This window comes from Streptomyces sp. NBC_00887, from assembly GCF_045207585.1.
Genome location: NZ_CP108788.1, coordinates 2582892 through 2601843 on the forward strand (window position 1 = coordinate 2582892; position 18952 = coordinate 2601843).

The window sequence follows — 18952 nt, forward strand, 5'->3', positions numbered from 1 at the left end:
GAGCCGCTTGCCCGACCGAACCTGGTCCGGTCGAGCCACCCCATCCTCGGATACCCCGGTGGGTATTCTGGCGCGGGGTGAGTGAGACCCCGCCGCTCTCCGCGCCCCGGTGAACGAACGAAAGGAACCCGCTCGTGACCAGTCCCGCTTCCCTCTCCCCCGCCCAGGCCGCAGCCCGGTTGGAGGAGTTCACCGTCATCGACGTGCGGGCGCCCGGTGAGTACGCCTCGGGGCATGTCCCCGGTGCCCTGAACATTCCGCTCGACCGGCTCGGCGAAGCGGTACCCGCGCTCAAGGCCGCCTCGGCCCGCGGCTCCCTGCTGATGGTGTGCGCATCGGGTGTCCGCTCCACGCAGGCCTGCGAGGTCCTCGCCCGGGCCGACATCGAAGCCGTCACGCTGACCGGCGGCACCTCCGCCTGGGCGGGCGACGGACACGGTCTTGACCGCCCGGAGGGCGGCCGGGCCGTCTGGCCGATGGAGCGCCAGGTGCGGCTCGCCGCCGGTTCCCTGGTGGTGGCCGGTCTGCTCGTGGGCAGGCGTTTCCCTGCGGCGCGCTGGCTGTCGGCGGGCATCGGTTCCGGTCTCGTCTTCTCCGCGGTGACCAACACCTGCGGCATGGCAGCGGCGCTTTCGAAGCTCCCGCACAACCGCGCGCCTCGCACGGCGGCCGACCTGGACGCGACCCTGGACGCCCTGCAGCACTGACCTGCCCGCGTCGGGCTACCGGTCACTCTCGCCCCTGACGAGTGCGAGCAGGCGGTCCAGCACGCGTGGCCCTCCCGCCCGCAGGCCGTCGTGCTCGAACTCACTGGTCACCCAGGTACGGAGGCCTCTGATCGCGGCGGCCGTGCGCAGCGCGTGCTCCGTGTCCACGTACATGTCGTCGTGGTAGACCGCCGCGGCGACCGGAACCTCGTTGGCTGCGAGCCGCTCGGGGTCGTACAGGGCGGGCCAGTCCGTCCGGGCTGCAAGCAGTTCGGCGGTCTCGCGAAGGGGGCGCAGCGCTGGATCGACCTCGAAGTGCCAGGGGTGGATGCTCTCGCCGGTGAAGAACACGGGACCGTCGCCCACCGACGCGGCGTCGAACTGCGGGAACTCGGCGCGGACGCGTTCGGCGGCCCAGTCGGTCGGCCGGGCGCCCTGCCCGTAGATCGCCTCGTGCATCACGGCGTACAGCGGGTGGCCCGCGAAGGACGTGGCCGTACGCATGGCCTCCTGGAAGGTGTCGGAGAGTTCGATGCCGTGCGGGCCGCCGACGAAGGCGTTCTCCAGGAGGTGGTGGAGCTGGTGACTGCCGTTCCCGCCACCCAGCAGGATACCGAGGGACTGGAACCCTTCGGGTGTCAGGCGGTGCCCGCCGCTCGTGGGGCGGTGCTCGGAGAGGTACGCGGCGATCGCGCGGGCGCGGTCGATGTCCTGCGGGTAGCCGGCGTAGTGGGCCGCGACCTTCCGCTCGATCCGCGGATACGCGGCCCGGTAGACGTCATCGGCATGGGCGTCCAGGGAGGGCAGCCCGCCGGTGATCAGGACGGCCCTGAGCCCTTCGGGGGCGGCGGACAGATACCGGACGGCGCAGAAGCCACCGAAGGACTGGCCCAGAACGGTCCAGGGTGCGCCGCCGGTGAGCCGGGGGCGGATGAGCTCGCAGTCCCGGACGATGCTGTCGGAGCGGAAGTGCGCCAGGTAGTCGGCCTGCTCGCGCGGCCCCCCGCGCAACGGGAGAGTCTGCCGGTTGGCCGGGGTGGAGAGTCCCGTACCGCGCTGGTCGAGGAGCAGCACGCGGAACTCCCGCACCGCCCGCCCCAGCCACGCCTCCGTCCCGATGAACCTGCGGGCACCGAAGCCGGGACCGCCCTCCAGGTACACCAGCCAGGGCAGGTCCTCGTCCGACCTGCCGCCCGCCACGACCTCCCGGCCGAAGATCTCGATGGTCTCGCCGCCGGGATCCTCGTGGTCGAGAGGGACCGTGAACCGACGGTCGGTGAGGACGAGGCCGGGGTGGCGATAGCTGTTCAAGGGTGCTCCTGGATCCGGTGTTTCCCGGACAGTTCAGCACATGACCCCGGCACGGACGGCCCCGGGCCGCGTCGCTGCGGCACCTGCCGTCCGCTCGGGACACCAGGACCTCGTTCGCCTGTCCGCGCTTACCATTAACCCGCGTACGCAATTATTGTTGACGCACGTAGTCATCGCACGCGGATCGACACAGCCCGGCGCAGCCGCAGCGCCGCACAGTCCGGTGCGGTTCCCGACGACGAGACCACCGCAGCGGTGTCCGCCGCGCTCGACGCGGGCTACGGCTCCATCGACACCGCCGCCGTGTACGGCAACGAGGCACGCGCGGGCCGCGCCCTGGCCACCTCCGGGATCCCGCGTGAGGAACTGTTCGTCACCACGAAGCTGTGGAACGCCGACCAGGGGTACCACTCGGCGCTCGCCGCATTCGACGCGAGTGCGGCGAAGCTGGGCCTCGACTACGTGGACCTCTACCTCATCCACTGACCCACGCCCGCCCGCGACCTCTACCCGGACAGCTGGCGTGCCCTGGAGAAGCTGCTGACCGACGGCCGGATCCGGGCAGCCGGAGTCTCCAACTTCCAGCCCGCCCACCTGCGCCGCCTGATCGAGGCCGGCTGCCTCGTCCCGGCCGTGAACCAGATCGAACTGCACCCGGGCCTTGAGCAGAAGGAACTGCGCACCCTGCACGCCGAGCACGGCATCGCCACCGAGGCGTGGAGCCCCTTGGCGCAGGGCGCGCTGCTGGACGACGGCGCACTGGTCGCGATCGCCGAACGCCACGGGAAGTCGACCGCCCAGGTGGTCCTGCGCCGGCACCTCCAGCTCGGCAACGTCGTGATCCCCACGTCGGTCACACCCGCCCGCATCCGGGAGGACATCGACGTCTTCGACTTCGGGCTCTCGTCCGCGGACATGGAAGCGATCGCCGGCCTCGACCGGGGCATGCGCACAGGCCCGGACCCCGACACCCCCGACTGAGCCCGGAACCGGTCCGTCAGTCGACCAGAGCCCGCAGGAAGGCGCGGAACACGCGCCCCAACGCCCCCAGGGCGCCCATCTCCACAGCGGTCTCACCGATGTCCGCAGCCGCCTCCGCCCGGTCCGCCCGGTGTTCCGCGGACCGGCACCTGCGGCAGGTCCCGCCCCTCGGCCGACGATGTCTCCCACACCGGGCGCACGTGCCCGAACGTCTCCCCATGCGGAGATCCTCTCACCTGACGCACCGCCGGCCGCGGTCCGGTACGGCCCTCAGCGGCCCCGCCGGTAACTGCTGCCGTCCTTCGGGCGGACCAGCAGCCCGGCGACCACCAGATAGCGGCGCAGGGCCGAGCAGTCCTCGTGCACGGTGAGGAGCGCCTCGTTGACCTCGCGCTCGGTGTAGGCACGGTCGCGCTCGAAGAGCGTGTCGGCGAGATGGACCAGCAGCTGTTCGCGGCGGGCCACCTTCCGGGGGATCGCCGTCAGGCGACCGTGCGAGAAGAGCGCTGCCACCTGGTGCGAACTGCGGTTTTCTGTATCGGGCATGCCGGAAGCGTGGCAGGCGCCGGCTGGTCGGGCAACGCGATTTCGGCGTTGACGGCCGGCCGGCGCCCGTGTCGCGGCCCTGCAGCCGGCGCGGTGTCGCTGCCCTTCAGCGCGCGCGACGGCGGCGGCGCCGCCCCCCGCCTCGTAGACCATGGACACGGTGCCGTTCTGCGTACCGAAGCTCCGGGCCGCGCTGCGCCCGTTGTGGAAACAACAAGTTCTTGACTGACGCCCAGCCGGTCGTACGGTGTGATCATCCCTATCGACTTCGCGACAAAGGCGGTCCCGCATGGCCCTGTTCGATCTGCCCCTGGACGAACTGCGCACCTACAGCAGCGGTTCGGCGGAGCCGGCCGACTTCGACGCCTTCTGGTCGGCCACCCTCGAGGAGGCCAGAACCCACGACCTCGATGCCACATTCGAACTGCGCACCGACACCGGCCTGACCACGGTCGATGTGTACGACGTGACGTTCGCCGGTTTCGGCGGCCATCCGGTCCGGGGCTGGCTCGTCATGCCGGCGGGCACGACTCGACCGCTGCCCGTGGTCGTGGAGTTCATCGGCTACGGGGGCGGGCGCGGGCTGCCGCATTCGTACCTGCTCTGGGCGTCGGCAGGCATGGCCCACTTCGTGATGGACACCCGGGGCCAGGGAAGCGGCTGGGCCCCGGGCGACACCGCCGACCCCGTGGGGAGCGGGCCGTCACTTCCGGGGTTCATGACCCGGGGCATCGAGGACCGGGACGCGTACTACTACCGGCGGCTGATCACGGACGCGGTACGTGCCGTGGAGGCGGCCCGCTCGCACCCGCTTACGGACGCGGCCCGCACCGCCGCGATCGGCGCGAGCCAGGGCGGCGGGCTCGCCCTCGCGGTCGGCGGGCTGATACCCGACCTGGCGGCCGTCGCCCCCGACGTCCCGTTCCTCTGCGACTTCCCCCGTGCGATCAGCCTGACCGACAGGCTCCCCTACCGCGAGATCGGCAACTACCTCAAGACGCACCGGGGGCGCGCCGACCAGGCGAGGGCGACGCTGGCCTACTTCGACGGGGTGCACTTCGCGGCCCGCGGCCGAGCGCCCGCACTGTTCTCGGTCGCTCTGGAGGACCAGACCTGCCCGCCGTCCACGGTCTTCGCCGCCTTCAACGCGTACGCGCACCCGGACAAGGAGATCGAGGTGTACGACTTCAACGACCACGAGGGCGGCGGACCGTTCCAGCAGGCGGTGCAACTCAAGCGGCTGCCTCGGCTGTTGAAGGCCTGACCTCCGCGTACGCGGCGCCGGACACTTGACCCGGCTCGCGTACGGAGCCTAGGTTTCCCCGGAGAGAAAGCGCTTGCTATCACTCGCCATCCGACAGGTGATCCTCCAGGGGGTACGTCATGCCCAGCCGCCCTTCCCACCGGGGACCTGTCCGGGTCGCGATCGTCGGCACGGGCGCGATCGCGCGGGGCAGTCATCTGCCCGCGCTGACCGCGCTCGCCGCCGACCAGCCGCTGGAGATCGTCGCCGCGGTCGATGTCGACGCGGCGTCGGCCGAGGCGTTCTGCGCGGATGCGGGCATCCCCCACCCGTACACGGACCTGTCCGTCATGCTGGCCGAACAGCGGCCCGACCTGGTCACGCTCTGCACCCCGCCCCGGTTCCACCGCGATCAGACCGTTGCCGCGCTGCGCGCCGGGGCCTGGGTGTGGTGCGAAAAGCCGCCCTGCCCCTCACTGGAGGACTTCGACGCGATCGAGGCAGCCGAGGGCCCCGAGGACGGCGGGCCGTACGCCGCCATCGTCTTCCAGCACCGATTCGGTTCGGGTTCCCGCCATGTGCGGGAGCTGCTGGCCGACGAGGCGATGGGCAGGGCCCTGGTGGCCCACTGCCAGACGACCTGGTACCGCGACGAGGCGTACTACGCCGTTCCCTGGCGCGGGAGTTGGAGCAGCGAGGGCGGCGGCCCCGCCATGGGGCACGGCATCCACCAGATGGATCTCCTGCTCGATCTGCTCGGCCCGTGGACGGAGATCCGCGCGATGGCGGGGCGGCTGGTGCACGACGTCGAGACAGAGGACGTCTCCACCGCGCTCATCCGCTTCGAGAGCGGCGCGATGGCCACGGTCGTGAACAGCGTGCTCAGCCCGGACGAGGTCAGCCGGATCCGCATCGACTGCGAGCACGCCACGGTCGAGCTCACCCATCTGTACGGGCATCGCAACGCGGACTGGCGGATCACGCCCGCGCCGGGAGTCCCCTCCGCGCAGGCAGCCTCCTGGCAGGACTTCGGAGCGGATGTCCCCAGCTCGCACGAGGCACAGCTGCGCGGCCTGCTGGAGGATCTGCGGGCCGGGCGCAGGCCCCGCAGCAGCGGCGCAGACGGCCGCAAGAGTCTGGAACTTGTCACTGCCCTCTACAAGGCCGCCTTCACCGGGGCCACGGTCCGGGCCGGCGAGACAGGTCCCGGCGATCCCTTCTACCACGCCCTGCACGGCGACGCCCCCGGCTGGGCTCCCCGGCCCACGACAGAACCCGTGGAGGTCACCGCATGACGAAGACCGTGGAGCTCGTCCACGTGCACGGCGACCACCTCGCCGTGTCCGTCGCCGGCAGCGGGGTCGAACTCCTGCGGTACGTGTACCGGGCCGAGGCCCCCTGGGAGGCCCCGAAACCGTACATCCACCCCCTACGGACGCTGTCCGGCCGGGTGGTGACCGACTACCGCCCCCACGACCACCGCTGGCACAAGGGTCTGCAGATGACCGCCTCGCACCTGTCGGGCCAGAATCTGTGGGGCGGCAACACCTATGTGCACGGTGAGGGGTATCTCGCCCTGCCGGAGCGCGTCGGCTCGATGGCGCACCGCGGATTCGACGAGGTGTCGGTGCACGACGGCGGGGCCGGCATCACCGAGCGGCTGACCTGGCATCCCCACGGCGGAGAGGTCTGGGCCGAGGAGGTCCGTCGCATCGAGGTGCACGATGTCGACGCGGCGACCGGGAGCTGGGCGCTGACGTGGTCCTCCGAGGTCACCAATCGGCGCGAGGAGCCGCTGCGCCTCGGCAGCCCGACGACGCACGGCCGTCCGGGCGCGGGGTACACCGGGCTGTTCTGGCGGGGGCCGCGCGCCTTCCGCGACGGGCAGATCCTGGCGCCGGACGCCGAGGGCCCGGACCTCATGGGGGAGCAGGCCGACTGGCTCGCCTACAGCGGTGAGCACGACGGTGTGGACGGCCACGCCACGCTCGTGTTCGTCCACTCCCCCGAGAACGACCACACCGGCGCTGGCGGAGCCCATCCGGCGCACTGGTTCGTGCGGAACACACCCTTCGCCGCCGTGGCCCCGTCGTTCGCCTTCCATGACGAACTGGTCCTGGCACCCGGTGAGACCATGACCCGCCGCTACCGGGTACTGGTCGCGGACGGCGCCTGGGACCGCGACCGGATCGCCGCCCGGGTCGGGGCACTGCCCTGGTAGGCGTCCGGCCGCCGGGAGTTCTTCCCGGGTATCGGCGCCGCTACCGCTCTCCGGCAGGGGCCAGGACGAACACGGGGATCTCGCGGTCGGTCTTGGTCTGGTAGTCGGCGTAGTCGGGGAAGGCCTCCACGGCGCGGCCCCACCACAGGTCCTTCTCCGCGCCGGTGACCTCACGGGCGACCATGTCCTGCCGCACGGTGCCGTCCCGCAGCTCCACATGGGGATCGGCCACCACGTTGTGGTACCAGACGGGGTGCTCGGGGGCGCCACCGAGAGAGGCGACCGCGGCGTAGTGGCCGTCGTGCTCGACCCGCATGAGGGGTGTCTTGCGGATCTTGCCGCTCTTGGCACCGCGCGTGGTCAGGAGGATGACGGGCTTGCCGTGCAACGTCGTCCCCTGCGTGCCGCCCGAACTCTCGATGAGCTCGACCTGCTCACGCACCCACGGCGTCGGACTCGGCTCGTACTCGCCCTCGATCGGCATGACACGTGCTCCTCTCGTCGAAGTCCCTGCGTCGTACGTCCCTCATGCTTCCCCGGAAGGTCCGGGGCACGCGGGGACACCGGCGGACGGGTCGCGTCCGGGTGCCTCCACGGGGCTCACGAGGTATCCGCCCACTTAATCGCACACCTTTGATGCCTATATACACACTTATATCCGAATTGCACACTTGCCCCGCTCCAGGGTCGCTCATGCGCAGGGCATACCGTGGGGCGGAGCGTAGTAAGCCATGCCTTACTCCGCCGCACTCTGCCCCTGACCACCCGCCCGAAGGAACAACACTCCATGACACGCCCCGTCCGCGTCGCCATCGTCGGAGCCGGTCCCGCCGGAATCTACGCAGCGGACGCGCTGCTCAAATCCGAGGCCGCCCAGGACCCGGGTGTATCGATCGACCTGTTCGAGCGCATGCCCGCCCCCTTCGGCCTGATCCGATACGGCGTGGCCCCGGACCACCCGCGGATCAAGGGCATCGTGAAGGCCCTGCACCAGGTCCTGGACAAGCCGCAGCTGCGGCTGTTCGGCAACGTCGACTACCCCAACGACATCGGCCTGGACGACCTGCGGACCTTCTACGACGCGGTGATCTTCTCCACGGGCGCCGACGCGGACCGCGCCCTGGACATACCGGGGATCGACCTCGACGGGTCCTACGGCGCCGCCGACTTCGTCGCCTGGTACGACGGGCACCCCGAGGTGCCGCGCACCTGGCCCCTCGAGGCCGAGAAGGTCGCCGTGCTGGGCGTGGGCAACGTGGCCCTCGACGTGGCGCGCATGCTCGCCAAGACGGCGGACGAGCTGCTCCCGACGGAGATCCCCGCGAATGTGTACGAGGGCCTCAAGGCGAACAAGGCGCTCGAGGTGCACGTCTTCGGGCGTCGGGGTCCGGCCCAGGCCAAGTTCAGCCCGATGGAGCTGCGCGAGCTGGACCACTCCCCCAACATCGAGGTCATCGTCAACCCCGAGGACATCGACTACGACGACGGCTCGATCGCGACCCGGCGGGAGAACAAGCAGGCCAACATGGTCGCCTCCACACTGGAGAACTGGGCGATCCGGGACACGGGCGACCGTCCGCACAAGCTGTTCCTGCACTTCTTCGAGTCCCCGGTGGAGATCCTGGGCGAGGACGGCCGCGTCGCCGCCCTGCGTACCGAGCGGACCGAGCTGGACGGCACCGGCAACGTCCGGGGCACGGGCAGCTTCACCGACTGGGACGTGCAGAGCGTCTACCGCGCAGTCGGCTACTACTCGGAGGAGCTGCCGAAGCTGCCGTTCGACGTGTCCTCCGGTACCGTCCCGCACGCCGCGGGACGGGTCCTGAGCGGTGAGGAGCCGATGGCCTCGGTGTACGTCACCGGGTGGATCAAGCGTGGTCCGATCGGCCTGATCGGGCACACCAAGGGCGACGCCAACGAGACGGTCGCCTGCCTCCTGGAGGACCACACCGCCGGACGGCTGCCCGCCCCCGAGCAGCCCGAGCCCGATGCGGTCGTCGAATTCCTCGAGCAGCGCGGCGTCCGCTACACCACCCGCGAGGGCTGGCACCGCCTGGACGCCCACGAGCAGGCGCTCGGGGCGGAGCAGGGCCGCGAGCGGATCAAGGTCGTCGAGCGCGCCGCCATGCTGGAAGCGTCCGGCGCCTGACAGCGAGCAGTGCGCCCCCGGAGCTCCTCGGCGAGCTCCGGGGGCGCGGTGCTGTCCGGTCGCTCCGGCCGGTACCGACGGCTGCCGAGCGGGACCGCCCCGAGCCCTTAGACTCGGCGAATGGCGAAGTATTTCGACGTACACCCCGAAAATCCTCAGCGACGCACTGTCAGCAGCGTGGCCGACAGCATCCGGTCAGGGGCGCTCGTCGCCTATCCGACGGACTCCTGCTACGCCCTGGGATGCCAGTTGGGCAGTCGCGACGGCATCGGGCGGATCCGGTCGATCCGGAATCTCGACGATCGCCACCACTTCACCCTGGTGTGCCAGAACTTCGCACAGCTGGGGCAGTTCGTGCAGATCGACAACGACGTCTTCCGGGCCATCAAGGCGGCGACGCCCGGCAGTTACACCTTCATCCTCCCCGCCACCAAAGAGGTGCCGCGGCAGCTGCTGCACCCGAAGAAGAAGACGGTCGGCGTCCGGATCCCCGACCACGCCGTCACTCAGGCGCTCCTCGCCGAACTCGGTGAGCCGCTGCTCTCCAGCACGCTGCTCCTGCCCGACGAGGAGGAGCCGATGACCCAGGGCTGGGAGATCAAGGAACGCCTCGACCACGTGGTGGACGTCGTGCTCGACTCCGGCGACTGCGGCACCGAGCCGACCACGGTCGTCGACTTCTCGAGCGGCGAACTCGAGATCGTACGCCGCGGAGCGGGTGACACCGCGCGGTTCGAGTAGCCGTCGACGCCCCGGTCACTCCGCGCTGCCGGCGGTCCCGCCGGCAGGCGTGGTGCCCGGCCCGCTCATCCCTGCCGTCCGCGCGAGCCGCCGCAGCGAGTCCTCGAGAGCCTCACGGTCGTACGTGCTCGTGGTGACCAGCACTTCGTCCGCGCCCGTCTCCTTGATGACCAGCTCGAGTTCGGCCGCGACCGTCTCCTCCGTGCCCGCGAGGTGGCCGCGCAGCCCGCTCTCGAACAGCTTCCGCTCCTTCTCGGTCATCGCCAGTCGCTCGATCCGCTCGGCCGGGGCGAGCGGCGGGAACGTGCCGTGGGTGCGCGCGTGCGCCACGGACCAGGCCTCGGGGACCAGGAGCCGCCGGGCCTCCTCGGCCGTCCCGGCGACGGCGATCGTCCCCGCCACGACCACGTAGGGTTCCCTGGCCCAGGCGGAGGGCCGGAACTCATTGCGGTAGACGTCGACCGCGTGCAGAAGCTTCTCCCGGCCGCGGAGGTCTCCCACCACCAGCGGAAGCCCGGCCGCGGCGGCGATCGACGCGCCCTCGCCTGTCGCGAGGACGTACGGGGGTATGCGCAGCCCTTCGGCGGGCCGGGCGTGGACCTGGGGATGGGCCTGCTGGGTGCCGTCCAGCCAGCCGAGGAGTTCGGAGAGCTGCCCCGCGAAGTCGTCGGCGTCCTGCTTGTCCCGGCCCAGCGCCCTGCGGATGCCGTCGGTGAAGCCGACCGAGCGCCCGAGACCCATGTCGATCCGCCCGGGGAACAGCGAGGCGAGTACGCCGAACTGCTCGGCGACGACGAACGGCTGGTGGTTGGGGAGCATCACTCCGCCCGTGCCCACCCGGATGACGGAGGTGGCGGCCGCGACGGCGGCGGCCAGGACGGTAGGCGCGGATCCGGCCACGCCAGGCACACTGTGGTGCTCCGAAACCCAGAAACGGTGAAACCCGAGAGATTCGACCACTCCGGCCAGCCGGACGGTGTCGCGCAGTGCCTGCGGACCGTCGTATCCCTCCCGGGTGCGGGAGCGGTCCAGGAACGAGAAGCGGGTCGCTGCGATCGAAGGGCTCACGCATGATGCAACGCTCGCGGCACAGCAGGATTCCCGCACAAGGGGACCGACCCGGCCGCGGATTCCGGCCACCCAACAGACGCAAGGTCCTTTTTGTCGCTAAAGTCCGTAACGCCTTCAGCGGCATCGAGCGACTGGGCGATGGGTGCCAGGTGGCTCTTCCGTCCGCCGGTTCTCGTACCTGTCTCGCACGAGGGGAAGACATGCCAAGCTCCGCCACCGGGACCGATGCCGTCCAGGGCTCCGGCACCGCGGTCAAGATGACGCTGCTCACGCTGACCATGATGGTGGTCGGTTCGATGGTCGGCGCCGGATTGGCTCACTGCCGTCCCGCTTCGCGCAGGAGACCGGGGTCGCCGGGGCGCTGATCGCCTGGGCCATCGCGGGTACGGGCATGCTGATGCTCGCGTTCGTCTTCCAGACGCTCGCCGTGTGCCGGCCGGATCTCGACGCCGGTGTCTACGCCTACGCCAAGGCCGGGTTCGGCGAGTACCTCGGCTTCTTCTCCGCCTTCGGCTACTGGGCCAGTGCCTGCGCCGGCAACGTGACCTACTGGGTCCTGATCATGTCGACGGTCGGAGCCGTCTGGCCCGCGCTCGGCGACGGCGACACCGTGCTCGCCATCGTGCTGTCCACGTTCGGCCTGTGGGCCTTCTACCTGCTGATCCGCCGGGGCGTGAGGAGGCCGCCGCGATCAACAGGGTGGTCACCGTGGCCAAGGTGGTCCCGATCATCGTCTTCGTCGCCATCGCGCTGTTCTGCCTCGACACGAGCGTCTTCGCCGACAACTTCGCCGGCGCGGACTACGCGGGCTCCCTGTTCAACCAGGTGCGCGGCACCAGGCTGGCCACGGTGTTCGTCTTCCTCGGTGTGGAGGGCGCCAGCGTCTACTCACGGCACGCCGAGCGCCGCGAGGACATCGGACGGGCCACGGTGCTGGGCTTCCTCAGCGTCTTCGCCTCGGTCACGATCGTGTCGTACGGCATCCTGCCCATGGCCGAGATCGCCGAACTCCGCCAGCCGTCCATGGCCGCCGTGCTGGAGGCGGCTGTCGGTACCTGGGGCATGGTCTTCGTCAGCGTCGGGCTGATCATCTCCGTGCTCGGCGCCTATCTCGCCTGGACGCTGATGGCAGCGGAGGTGCTTTTCGTGGCCGCCAAGGACGACGACATGCCGCGCTTCCTGCGCCGCTCGAACTCCGCCGATGTGCCCGTGCCCGCACTGCTGATGACCACCGCCCTGTCCCAGGTGGTCCTCGTCATCACCCTGTTCTCGGACGACGCGTTCACCTTCGCACTCGACCTGACCAGCTCCTTGTCCCTGATCCCGTTCCTGTTGGCGGCGATGTTCGCCGTGAAGATCATGGTGCGGCCCGATGAGCTGACAGCCGGAACAGGCCGCGGGCGTGACCTCGTCGTCAGCGTCGTGGCGACGCTCTACACCGCGTTCCTGCTGTTCGCGGCAGGCATGAAGTTCGTGCTGGTCTCCTTCATCATCTACGCCCCGGCCACGATCCTGTTCGCCATGGCCCGACGGGAGCAGCAGCGACAGGTGCTCTCGCCGGCGGAACTCGTCATCTTCGCCGTCTCCATCGCCCGCCGACACGTCACCGGGCGTGGAGGTCACCCGACGAGGGGTCGAGTCCGTTCGTCGATGTGGTCGCCCGGAGTCTCGGCCTGCCGGCTCTGCGGGTGATCGAGACGGGCGGCGACGTGTACGCCTCCGAGCGCCAGCAGTGGGACAGCGGGAACAATGCCGTCGCCCTCGAACCCGGGGTCGTCTTCACCTACGACCGCAACACCCAGACCAATGACCTGCTGCGCGCGTCCGGGGTCGAGGTCCCGATCGTCGGTGCGGAGCTCGGCCGCGGCCGCCGGGGTGGCCACTGCATGACCTGTCCCCTCATCCGCGAGCCCGTCGACTTCTGACGGACCCGGCCCGGGCAGCGGCGGGCCGGGCGCCGGGTTCGGGGTCGTCCCCGCCCGTCGCGCCCGGCACCGGCCGCTGTCGCGGCGCCCTCAGGCGCCCACCGACGACTGTGCCTCGGCCGCCGCACGGTACAGCCGGCGCAGCCGCACCACACCCAGGTCGTGCTGGTACAGGTTCTCCTGCTGGTCGGCGTCGACCGGCATGGCCTCCAGCATGACGCGGTCCTGCTCCAGGACGTCCCAGTGGCGCTTCTCGATCAGCGTCCGGTAGAGGAAGCGCCAGGACGCGCGCTGCCAGTCCTCGACCCTGCGGTAGCGCCAGAAGAAGACACCACTGCGCCGCTCGTCCACCGGGCAGACCATGCCCACGATCCCGAACGGTCCGCCGGGTCCGGCCGACGGCGGGTACGGGATGGACAGGTCGACCCAGTCCACGCCGGTGCGGCAGAGCTCCACCCAGTCGAAGTTGACGCCGCGCTGGTCGGTCTTCTCGAAGAAGTAACCGCGCCCTGTCTCCCGGATGCGGAACTTGGCCGTCGTGTCACCGTCGAACATCGTGTGCGAGTCGTGGTGGAGGAAGGCCCCGTGCATCGGGTCGAGCAGGTTCTCGACGGCGTAGCGCCACGGCGATTCCCACTCGGCGTAGCACAGGAACGCGTCCACCTCGGGGTCCGTCAGCGGTTCCGGGAGCGTCAGTTCGGCCGGCTCCGGGTGCTCCTCGTCGCCGAAGTAGGCGAGGATCGCGCCCGCGACCTCGCGCACCGGCAGCGAGGTGACCAGCTTCTTGCCCTCCAGGCTGCAGCCGGGCAGCCCGGGGACGGAGGAGACCGTCCCGTCGGACTGGACCTCGACGCCGTGGTACCAGCAGGCGACCCGGTCGCCGAGGTGCTTGCCGAGCGACAGGGGTGCGCCGCGATGCGGACAGCGGTCGGCGAGCATGGACAGGACGCCGTCGGAGCGGCGGAACAGCAGCCACTGCTCGCCGAGCGCGGTCACCTTGCGCATAGCGCCGGGGGCGACGAAGTGCGAGGGGACGACGGGGTGCCACTGGTTGCGCAGGCCGGTGGCGTAGATGTGGTCCGCCGTGGCGGAGGACGTCAGCGTCATGGTCAGGCTCCCAGTCGGTTCATCTCGGCACGGAAGGATTCCTCGGTCCACGGCGTGCCGTCGCCGGCGTGGACCTGGCGGGCGTTGAGTCCGCGCACCACGTCGGCCAGCTCGTGGCCCTCCTTGGTGAAGACCTCCTCGAGGGTCGCGGCGAGCTTGTACTCGTACGGGGTCGGCTCGTGCGTACGGGACTGGTGGACGTCGAGGTACGGCCAGGTGTCGGTCACGGTGTCTCCTGAAAGTGCGGGGGAAGGTGTCACAGGTCGAGGACGAGCCGGCTCCGTGAGGCGCACCGCGAGACGCAGATCATCATCGTGGCGCACATGGCACGTTCGGCCTCGCTGAGCAGGAAGTCGCGGTGGTCGGGGGTGCCCTCGATCACCCGGGTCTCGCAGGACCCGCAGATGCCGTCACGGCACGAGTTCGGTGGGTCGATCCCGGCAGCCTCGGCGGCGTCGAGGATGGAGGTGCCGGCGCCGACGGTGAGGGTCACGCCCGAGGTGCGGCACTCGACCTCGAACTCCTCGTCGCCACCCGTGCGTTCCACGGTCGGCGCGGCGAACCGCTCCAGGCGCAGCCGGTCCTCGGGGCAGCGTGCCTCGACGGCCGCGAGCAGGGGCTCGGGTCCGCAGGAGTACACCAGCGTGCCCTCGGGCAGTTCGGCGAGCGCGGCATCCAGGTCGATGTGACCGAGTTCGTCCTGCGGGACGAGCATGACGTCACCGCCGAGCGCGGCGAGTTCCGAGGTGAACGCCATCGACGCCCGCCCCCTGCCTCCATAGACCATCCGCCAGGCGGAACCCTTGCGGGCCGCCTCCCTGGCCATCGCCAGCAGTGGAGTGATCCCGATGCCTCCGGCGACGAACAGGTAGGCGTCGGCCTCCTCCAGTGCGAAGTGGTTGCGCGGCTCGGAGACCGTGACCGGCTGCCCGGGGCGCAGCTGTGTGTGCACGAACCGCGAACCACCCCGCGAGGCGGGCTCGTTGAGCACGCCGATGCGGTAGAGGTCCGGCACGTTCGGATCGCCGCACAGGCTGTACTGGCGTACCTGGCCACCGACATGGACGTCGAGGTGCGCGCCCGGCGTCCAGGCGGGCAGGGGTTTGCCGTCGGGGTGGGTCAGTTCGACGGAGAGTACGCCCTCCGCCTCCCAGGTCATTCGATGGACGACCAGCTGCAGCGAATGTTCGCTCATGGCCTGTTGCCTCCTTACCGGCAGTACGCGCGACCGGGCTACTGACCCGGGATCCTCACGGGTGGGGTGAACGGGACCTTCATCGGTCCGAGAGCCGTCAGATCGACCTCGACGAGCGTCGGCCCCTCGGAGGCGATGGCCTCACCGAGCACCGGGCCGGCGTGCTCCACCGCGGCGATCCGCAGATACGGCAACCCGCAGGCCCTGGCGAGCAGTTCGAAGTCGGGGGTGGCCAGGTCGACCCCGGAGCGGCGCTCGCTGTAGCGGTCCTGCATGTTGCGCAGCACTCCGTAACCGCCGTCGTTGAAGACGATCAGGGTCAGCCGGGGCCGTTCCTGGGCGAGGGTGAGGAGTTCGCCGAGGTGGACGGCGAGCCCGCCGTCGCCGGCGATGACGACGGTGGGTGCGTCGGGCCGCGCGAGCGCCGCGCCGATGCCCATGCCGAGTCCTTGTCCGATGCCGCCGCCGCGCGGGAAGACGTTGTCGCGCGGGTCGTACATCTCCAGCAGCCGGTTGCCCCAGCTGCTGGAGGGGATCGTGACGTCGCGTGCCACGACCGCCTCGCGGGGCAGCGCCGCGCGAATCGCGTCGCAGATCGCGGCCTGGGGTCCGATGTTGTCGTGCAGGAGCGCCCGCACCTCGGTGCGTACGGCGCCGACGCGGTCCGTCCAGCCGTTCTCGGCGGGCCGGGCGTGCGGCAGCAGGGCGGTCAGGGCGGCGGCGGCGTCTCCGTGCAGCGCGTGGGTGGCGGGGTACACCCGTCCGAGCGCGTCCTCGTCGATGTCGATCTGGATGTGCGCCTCGGGGAGTTCCAGCGTGTAGTCGGCTGTCTCGTTCGAGCGGAAGTGCGTGCCGATGGTGAGCAGCACGTCCGCGTCGGCGAGCAGGGCGCGGACCGCGGGGGTGGTGGCGAAGTTGCCGATGACCTGCTCGTGGTCCTCGGGCACGGCACCGCGCCCGGAGTTCGAGGTCAGCAGTCCCGCTCCGGTCGCCTCCAGCAGCCCGGCGAGCTCGACGCCGGCAGTTGCCGCGCCGCCGCCCGCCCAGACCAGCGGGCGTCGGGCGGATGCCAGAAGGGCGCCCGCGGCGGCCAGTTCGCTCTCGGCCGGAGCCGGTGCGACAACTGCGGGGAGCTCCTCGGGCTCGTCGGTCTGCGCCGCGAACTGGAGGTCGATCGGCCACTCCACACTCGCCGGTCCGCCCGGCGCGGTGAGCGCCGCACGGGCCGCCTCGCGCAGGACGCGGCCCGCCTGCTCGGCGTCCGGCACGCTCGCTGCGTGGGCGGAGACCGCCCTCAGCATGCCGAGCTGGTCCTTGGTCTCGTGGATGAATCCCCGTCCGCTGCCGAGGAATTCGCTCTCCACCTGGCCGGTGATGTGCAGGACGGAACTGCCCGCGCTGAGCGATTCGATCAGCGATCCGGCCGCGTTGCCGGCTCCCGTGCCGGTGGAGGTCAGTGCGCAGCCGAGCGTGCCGCGGGCACGTCCGTAGGCGTCGGCGGCGTTCACGGCGGACGCTTCGTGCCGCACGGGCACGAAACGCAGTTCGCGGTCGACGGCCTCGACGAGCGGCAGGTTGTGCACGCTGATGATGCCGAAGACGGTGTCGATGCCGAGTTCCCGAAGGACGGCGACGAGGAGATCGCCTCCGTTGTCGTAACGCATGGTGTCTCCTCAGAGGATGGAGCGGCCGACGCCGCCGCAGACGTCGATGCTGGTGCCGGTGATGTACGAGGCAAGGGGCGAGAGCAGGGTGAGGACGGCGAACGCGACCTCTTCGGCCCGGCCGAGCCGGCCGAGTGCGATGCCGCGGTCGGCGGCCAGTTCCGCCTGCCAGTCCTCGTAGCTCCTGCCGGAGTCGGAGGCCGCGTAGCGCCTCGCCCACTGGCCGGTGTCGATGAGGCCGAGGCAGACGGAGTTGACCCGGATGCCCTCGCCGGCGAGTTCGACCGACAGGGACTTGGAGAGGTTGAGGATGCCCGCCCGGGCGGCGCTCGTCGTGATCAGCCGGGGCTCGGGCTGCTTGGCGAGCACCGCGTTGATGTTGACGACGCTCGCCGCGGCGGAGACGGCGAGGTGCGGGCGCGCGGCCTGCAGGGGGTTGAGCACCCCGGCGAACTTCAGCTCCAGCTCGTCGCGCCAGTCCTCGGCGGTGGAGTCTTCGAGACCCTTCATCCGGGACTGTCCGGCGTTGTTGACGAGTCCGTCGATGCCGCCGAACTCCTCGGCGGTGCGGCGGACGAAGTCGCCCACGGCGACGGCGTCGCGGACGTCGCAGACTCCGGTCAGGAGGCGGTCGTGTCCGGTGCCGAGGTCGGCGGCCACCTTGGCGAGCCGGTCGGCGTCACGGCCACATGTGGCGACGCGGGCTCCCTCGTCGAGGAGGGCGCGGACCGTGGCCAGGCCGACGCCCGAGCTGCCGCCGGTGACCACAATGGTGCGGTCGGCGAGTCCCAGATCCATAACTCGTGTCTCCTGCAGTTCAGTTCATGGTGAAGCCGCCGTTGACGGCGATCACCTGTCCGGTCAGGTAGCGGGATTCCTCGCCGAGCAGGAAGGAGACGATCCCGGTGAGGTCGTCCGGCTGCTGCGGCCTGGATATGGCCCGGTTCATGCGGTAGAGGTCGTGCCGTTCGGCGGGCACGGTCGTGGTCGCCTCGCACTCGGTGAGCCCGGGGGCGACCGCGTTCACGGTGATCCCCCTGTCACCGAGTTCGCGTGCCATGGCCCGGGTGAGTGCGATGACCGCACCCTTGGAGGCGATGTAGTGCGCGAGGCGGGGGGATCCGTACAGCGCGGCGTCCGAGGCGATGTTGACGATCCGCCCCGGTGTCGCGAAGAGCGGGTACAGGGCCTTCGCCACCAGCCAGGGGCTGCGGGCGTTGACCGCCATCAGCCGGTCCCACACCTCGATGTCGATGTCCTGGAACTCCTTGCCGCCCACACCGTTGGCGAGGGCCGCGTTGTTGACCAGGCCGTACACGGGGCCGATCTCGCGTACGGCGGCGGCCAGCGCGGCAACCGAGGCGGGGTCGGCCACGTCGCAGCGCACGAAGCGGGCGTCGATGCCTTCCGAGCACAGTTCCGCGACGGCGTGCTCACCCCGTTCCCGTTCCAGTTCGGCGACGACGACCCGGAAGCCGTCGGCGCCTGCCCGGCGGGCCATGGCCAGTCCCAGGCCACGGCCCGCACCGGTGACGACGACAGTGCGTGCGTCGGCCGGGGGCTGGTCAGCCACGGGTGACGCCGTGCATCGGCGAGTACTCGGGGTAGGTCGGCACCTGCGGCTTCTGGGTGCCGATGACGACGCAGAACAGGGCGTCGGTGTCGCCCTCGTTCTTGAGCGAACGGGTCACTCCAGCGGGGACCACGATCATGTCGCGGTAGCCGAGGGTGCGGTACTCGGCCTCGTCGGGCCCGCGGTGGATGCCGACCTTGACCTCGCCCTCCAGGACGAAGAAGGCCTCTTCGACGTCGTGGTGGGTGTGGGCCGGGCCTTCGGCGCCGGGCGGCAGCAGCATGTTGGAGAAGGTGAACCCGCCGGACGGGAGGATCCGGCTGTCGCTCTCGTGGTTGCCGGTGGCACCCGAGCCGACGTAGCGGATCTGGCCGCGACGGAACTGCGCGCCGGCCTTCTCCTGGAAGGAGAGGGTGTCGAAGTCCGCCACCCGGGAGGCCTTGGTGGCGATGAGGGAGTCGGTGTACGCGGAGAGGTCGTCGCCGTTGTCGTACGCGTCGGTGGTCAGAGGCATGGTG

The 18952-nt window shown here is 70.7% G+C and carries 17 protein-coding genes and 3 pseudogenes; 9 read left to right on the forward strand and 11 right to left on the reverse strand.

Annotated features, from left to right (window positions below; translation table 11 throughout):
* Nucleotides 1-134 precede the first annotated feature (134 nt).
* Nucleotides 135-707, forward strand: a complete 573-nt coding sequence (locus OG844_RS11865) for a rhodanese-like domain-containing protein (RefSeq protein ID WP_406389852.1) — start codon at nucleotides 135-137, stop codon at nucleotides 705-707.
* A gap of 15 nt (nucleotides 708-722) precedes the next feature.
* Here OG844_RS11865 and OG844_RS11870 read toward each other — a convergent pair whose 3' ends face one another.
* Entirely contained in the window at nucleotides 723-2018 is a 1296-nt protein-coding gene (locus OG844_RS11870) for an alpha/beta fold hydrolase (RefSeq protein WP_406389853.1), read from the reverse strand.
* 228 nt (nucleotides 2019-2246) lie between these two features.
* On the opposite strand from OG844_RS11870, the pseudogene OG844_RS11875 reads away from it, so the two are divergent.
* A pseudogene (locus OG844_RS11875) lies at nucleotides 2247-2999 on the forward strand (aldo/keto reductase); the annotation flags it as partial.
* Between the two features lie 270 nt (nucleotides 3000-3269).
* Here the strand turns inward: OG844_RS11875 and OG844_RS11880 are convergent.
* Nucleotides 3270-3545 (reverse strand): DUF2087 domain-containing protein, encoded by a 276-nt coding sequence (locus OG844_RS11880; protein ID WP_406389854.1) that lies wholly within the window; start codon nucleotides 3543-3545, stop codon nucleotides 3270-3272.
* 289 nt (nucleotides 3546-3834) lie between these two features.
* Between OG844_RS11880 and OG844_RS11885 the strand changes: the two genes are divergently transcribed.
* The 3 genes from OG844_RS11885 (at nucleotide 3835) to OG844_RS11895 (ending at nucleotide 7009) form a co-directional block, all read left to right on the forward strand.
* Entirely contained in the window at nucleotides 3835-4809 is a 975-nt protein-coding gene (locus OG844_RS11885; protein WP_406389855.1) for an acetylxylan esterase, read from the forward strand.
* Between the two features lie 119 nt (nucleotides 4810-4928).
* Nucleotides 4929-6083: a Gfo/Idh/MocA family protein gene (locus OG844_RS11890; RefSeq protein WP_406389856.1), complete on the forward strand. Its 1155-nt coding sequence runs from the start codon at nucleotides 4929-4931 to the stop codon at nucleotides 6081-6083.
* The gene (locus tag OG844_RS11895; protein WP_406389857.1) at nucleotides 6080-7009 is read left to right on the forward strand and encodes a PmoA family protein; all 930 of its coding nucleotides are present in this window, start codon (nucleotides 6080-6082) and stop codon (nucleotides 7007-7009) included. Before OG844_RS11890 ends, OG844_RS11895 begins: the two co-directional genes overlap by 4 nt.
* A 40-nt stretch (nucleotides 7010-7049) precedes the next feature.
* On the opposite strand, the gene OG844_RS11900 is transcribed toward OG844_RS11895, so the two are convergent.
* Nucleotides 7050-7493, reverse strand: a complete 444-nt coding sequence (locus tag OG844_RS11900; RefSeq protein WP_406389858.1) for a nitroreductase family deazaflavin-dependent oxidoreductase — start codon at nucleotides 7491-7493, stop codon at nucleotides 7050-7052.
* A 303-nt stretch (nucleotides 7494-7796) separates the two neighbouring features.
* On the opposite strand from OG844_RS11900, the gene OG844_RS11905 reads away from it, so the two are divergent.
* Together OG844_RS11905 and OG844_RS11910 are read left to right on the forward strand one after the other, a co-directional pair.
* Complete coding sequence (locus OG844_RS11905; protein ID WP_406389859.1) at nucleotides 7797-9158, forward strand: FAD-dependent oxidoreductase; 1362 nt, start codon at nucleotides 7797-7799, stop codon at nucleotides 9156-9158.
* Between the two features lie 120 nt (nucleotides 9159-9278).
* The gene (locus OG844_RS11910; RefSeq protein ID WP_406389860.1) at nucleotides 9279-9899 is read left to right on the forward strand and encodes an L-threonylcarbamoyladenylate synthase; all 621 of its coding nucleotides are present in this window, start codon (nucleotides 9279-9281) and stop codon (nucleotides 9897-9899) included.
* A gap of 15 nt (nucleotides 9900-9914) precedes the next feature.
* On the opposite strand, the gene OG844_RS11915 is transcribed toward OG844_RS11910, so the two are convergent.
* A complete protein-coding gene (locus OG844_RS11915; RefSeq protein WP_406389861.1) occupies nucleotides 9915-10967 on the reverse strand; it encodes an MsnO8 family LLM class oxidoreductase in 1053 nt (350 codons plus the stop codon).
* A gap of 203 nt (nucleotides 10968-11170) precedes the next feature.
* Between OG844_RS11915 and OG844_RS11920 the strand changes: the two are divergent.
* Together OG844_RS11920 and OG844_RS11925 are read left to right on the forward strand one after the other, a co-directional pair.
* Nucleotides 11171-12563 (forward strand): annotated as a pseudogene (locus OG844_RS11920) (basic amino acid/polyamine antiporter); the annotation flags it as partial.
* A pseudogene (locus OG844_RS11925) lies at nucleotides 12562-12895 on the forward strand (arginine deiminase family protein); the annotation flags it as partial. The pseudogenes OG844_RS11920 and OG844_RS11925, both read left to right, overlap by 2 nt.
* Before the next feature lie 90 nt (nucleotides 12896-12985).
* Here OG844_RS11925 and OG844_RS11930 read toward each other — a convergent pair.
* The 7 genes from OG844_RS11930 to OG844_RS11960 are packed head-to-tail and all read right to left on the reverse strand — an operon-like array spanning nucleotide 12986 to nucleotide 18948.
* Nucleotides 12986-14002 (reverse strand): Rieske 2Fe-2S domain-containing protein, encoded by a 1017-nt coding sequence (locus tag OG844_RS11930; RefSeq protein ID WP_406389862.1) that lies wholly within the window; start codon nucleotides 14000-14002, stop codon nucleotides 12986-12988.
* Nucleotides 14003-14004: 2 nt separating this feature from the next.
* Nucleotides 14005-14229 (reverse strand): recombinase-like helix-turn-helix domain-containing protein, encoded by a 225-nt coding sequence (locus OG844_RS11935; RefSeq protein ID WP_351182283.1) that lies wholly within the window; start codon nucleotides 14227-14229, stop codon nucleotides 14005-14007.
* Nucleotides 14230-14258: 29 nt separating this feature from the next.
* Nucleotides 14259-15197 (reverse strand): PDR/VanB family oxidoreductase, encoded by a 939-nt coding sequence (locus OG844_RS11940; RefSeq protein WP_406389863.1) that lies wholly within the window; start codon nucleotides 15195-15197, stop codon nucleotides 14259-14261.
* 38 nt (nucleotides 15198-15235) lie between these two features.
* On the reverse strand, nucleotides 15236-16861 hold the full coding sequence (locus tag OG844_RS11945) for a thiamine pyrophosphate-binding protein (protein WP_406389864.1): 1626 nt from the start codon (nucleotides 16859-16861) through the stop codon (nucleotides 15236-15238).
* 9 nt (nucleotides 16862-16870) lie between these two features.
* A complete protein-coding gene (locus OG844_RS11950; protein ID WP_406389865.1) occupies nucleotides 16871-17659 on the reverse strand; it encodes an SDR family oxidoreductase in 789 nt (262 codons plus the stop codon).
* Between the two features lie 19 nt (nucleotides 17660-17678).
* Nucleotides 17679-18434 carry an SDR family oxidoreductase gene (locus tag OG844_RS11955; RefSeq protein ID WP_406389866.1) on the reverse strand — a complete coding sequence of 252 codons (756 nt, stop codon included), beginning with the start codon at nucleotides 18432-18434 and terminating at the stop codon, nucleotides 17679-17681.
* Nucleotides 18427-18948, reverse strand: a complete 522-nt coding sequence (locus tag OG844_RS11960) for a cupin domain-containing protein (protein WP_053930186.1) — start codon at nucleotides 18946-18948, stop codon at nucleotides 18427-18429. Before OG844_RS11960 ends, OG844_RS11955 begins: the two co-directional genes overlap by 8 nt.
* Nucleotides 18949-18952 lie beyond the last annotated feature (4 nt).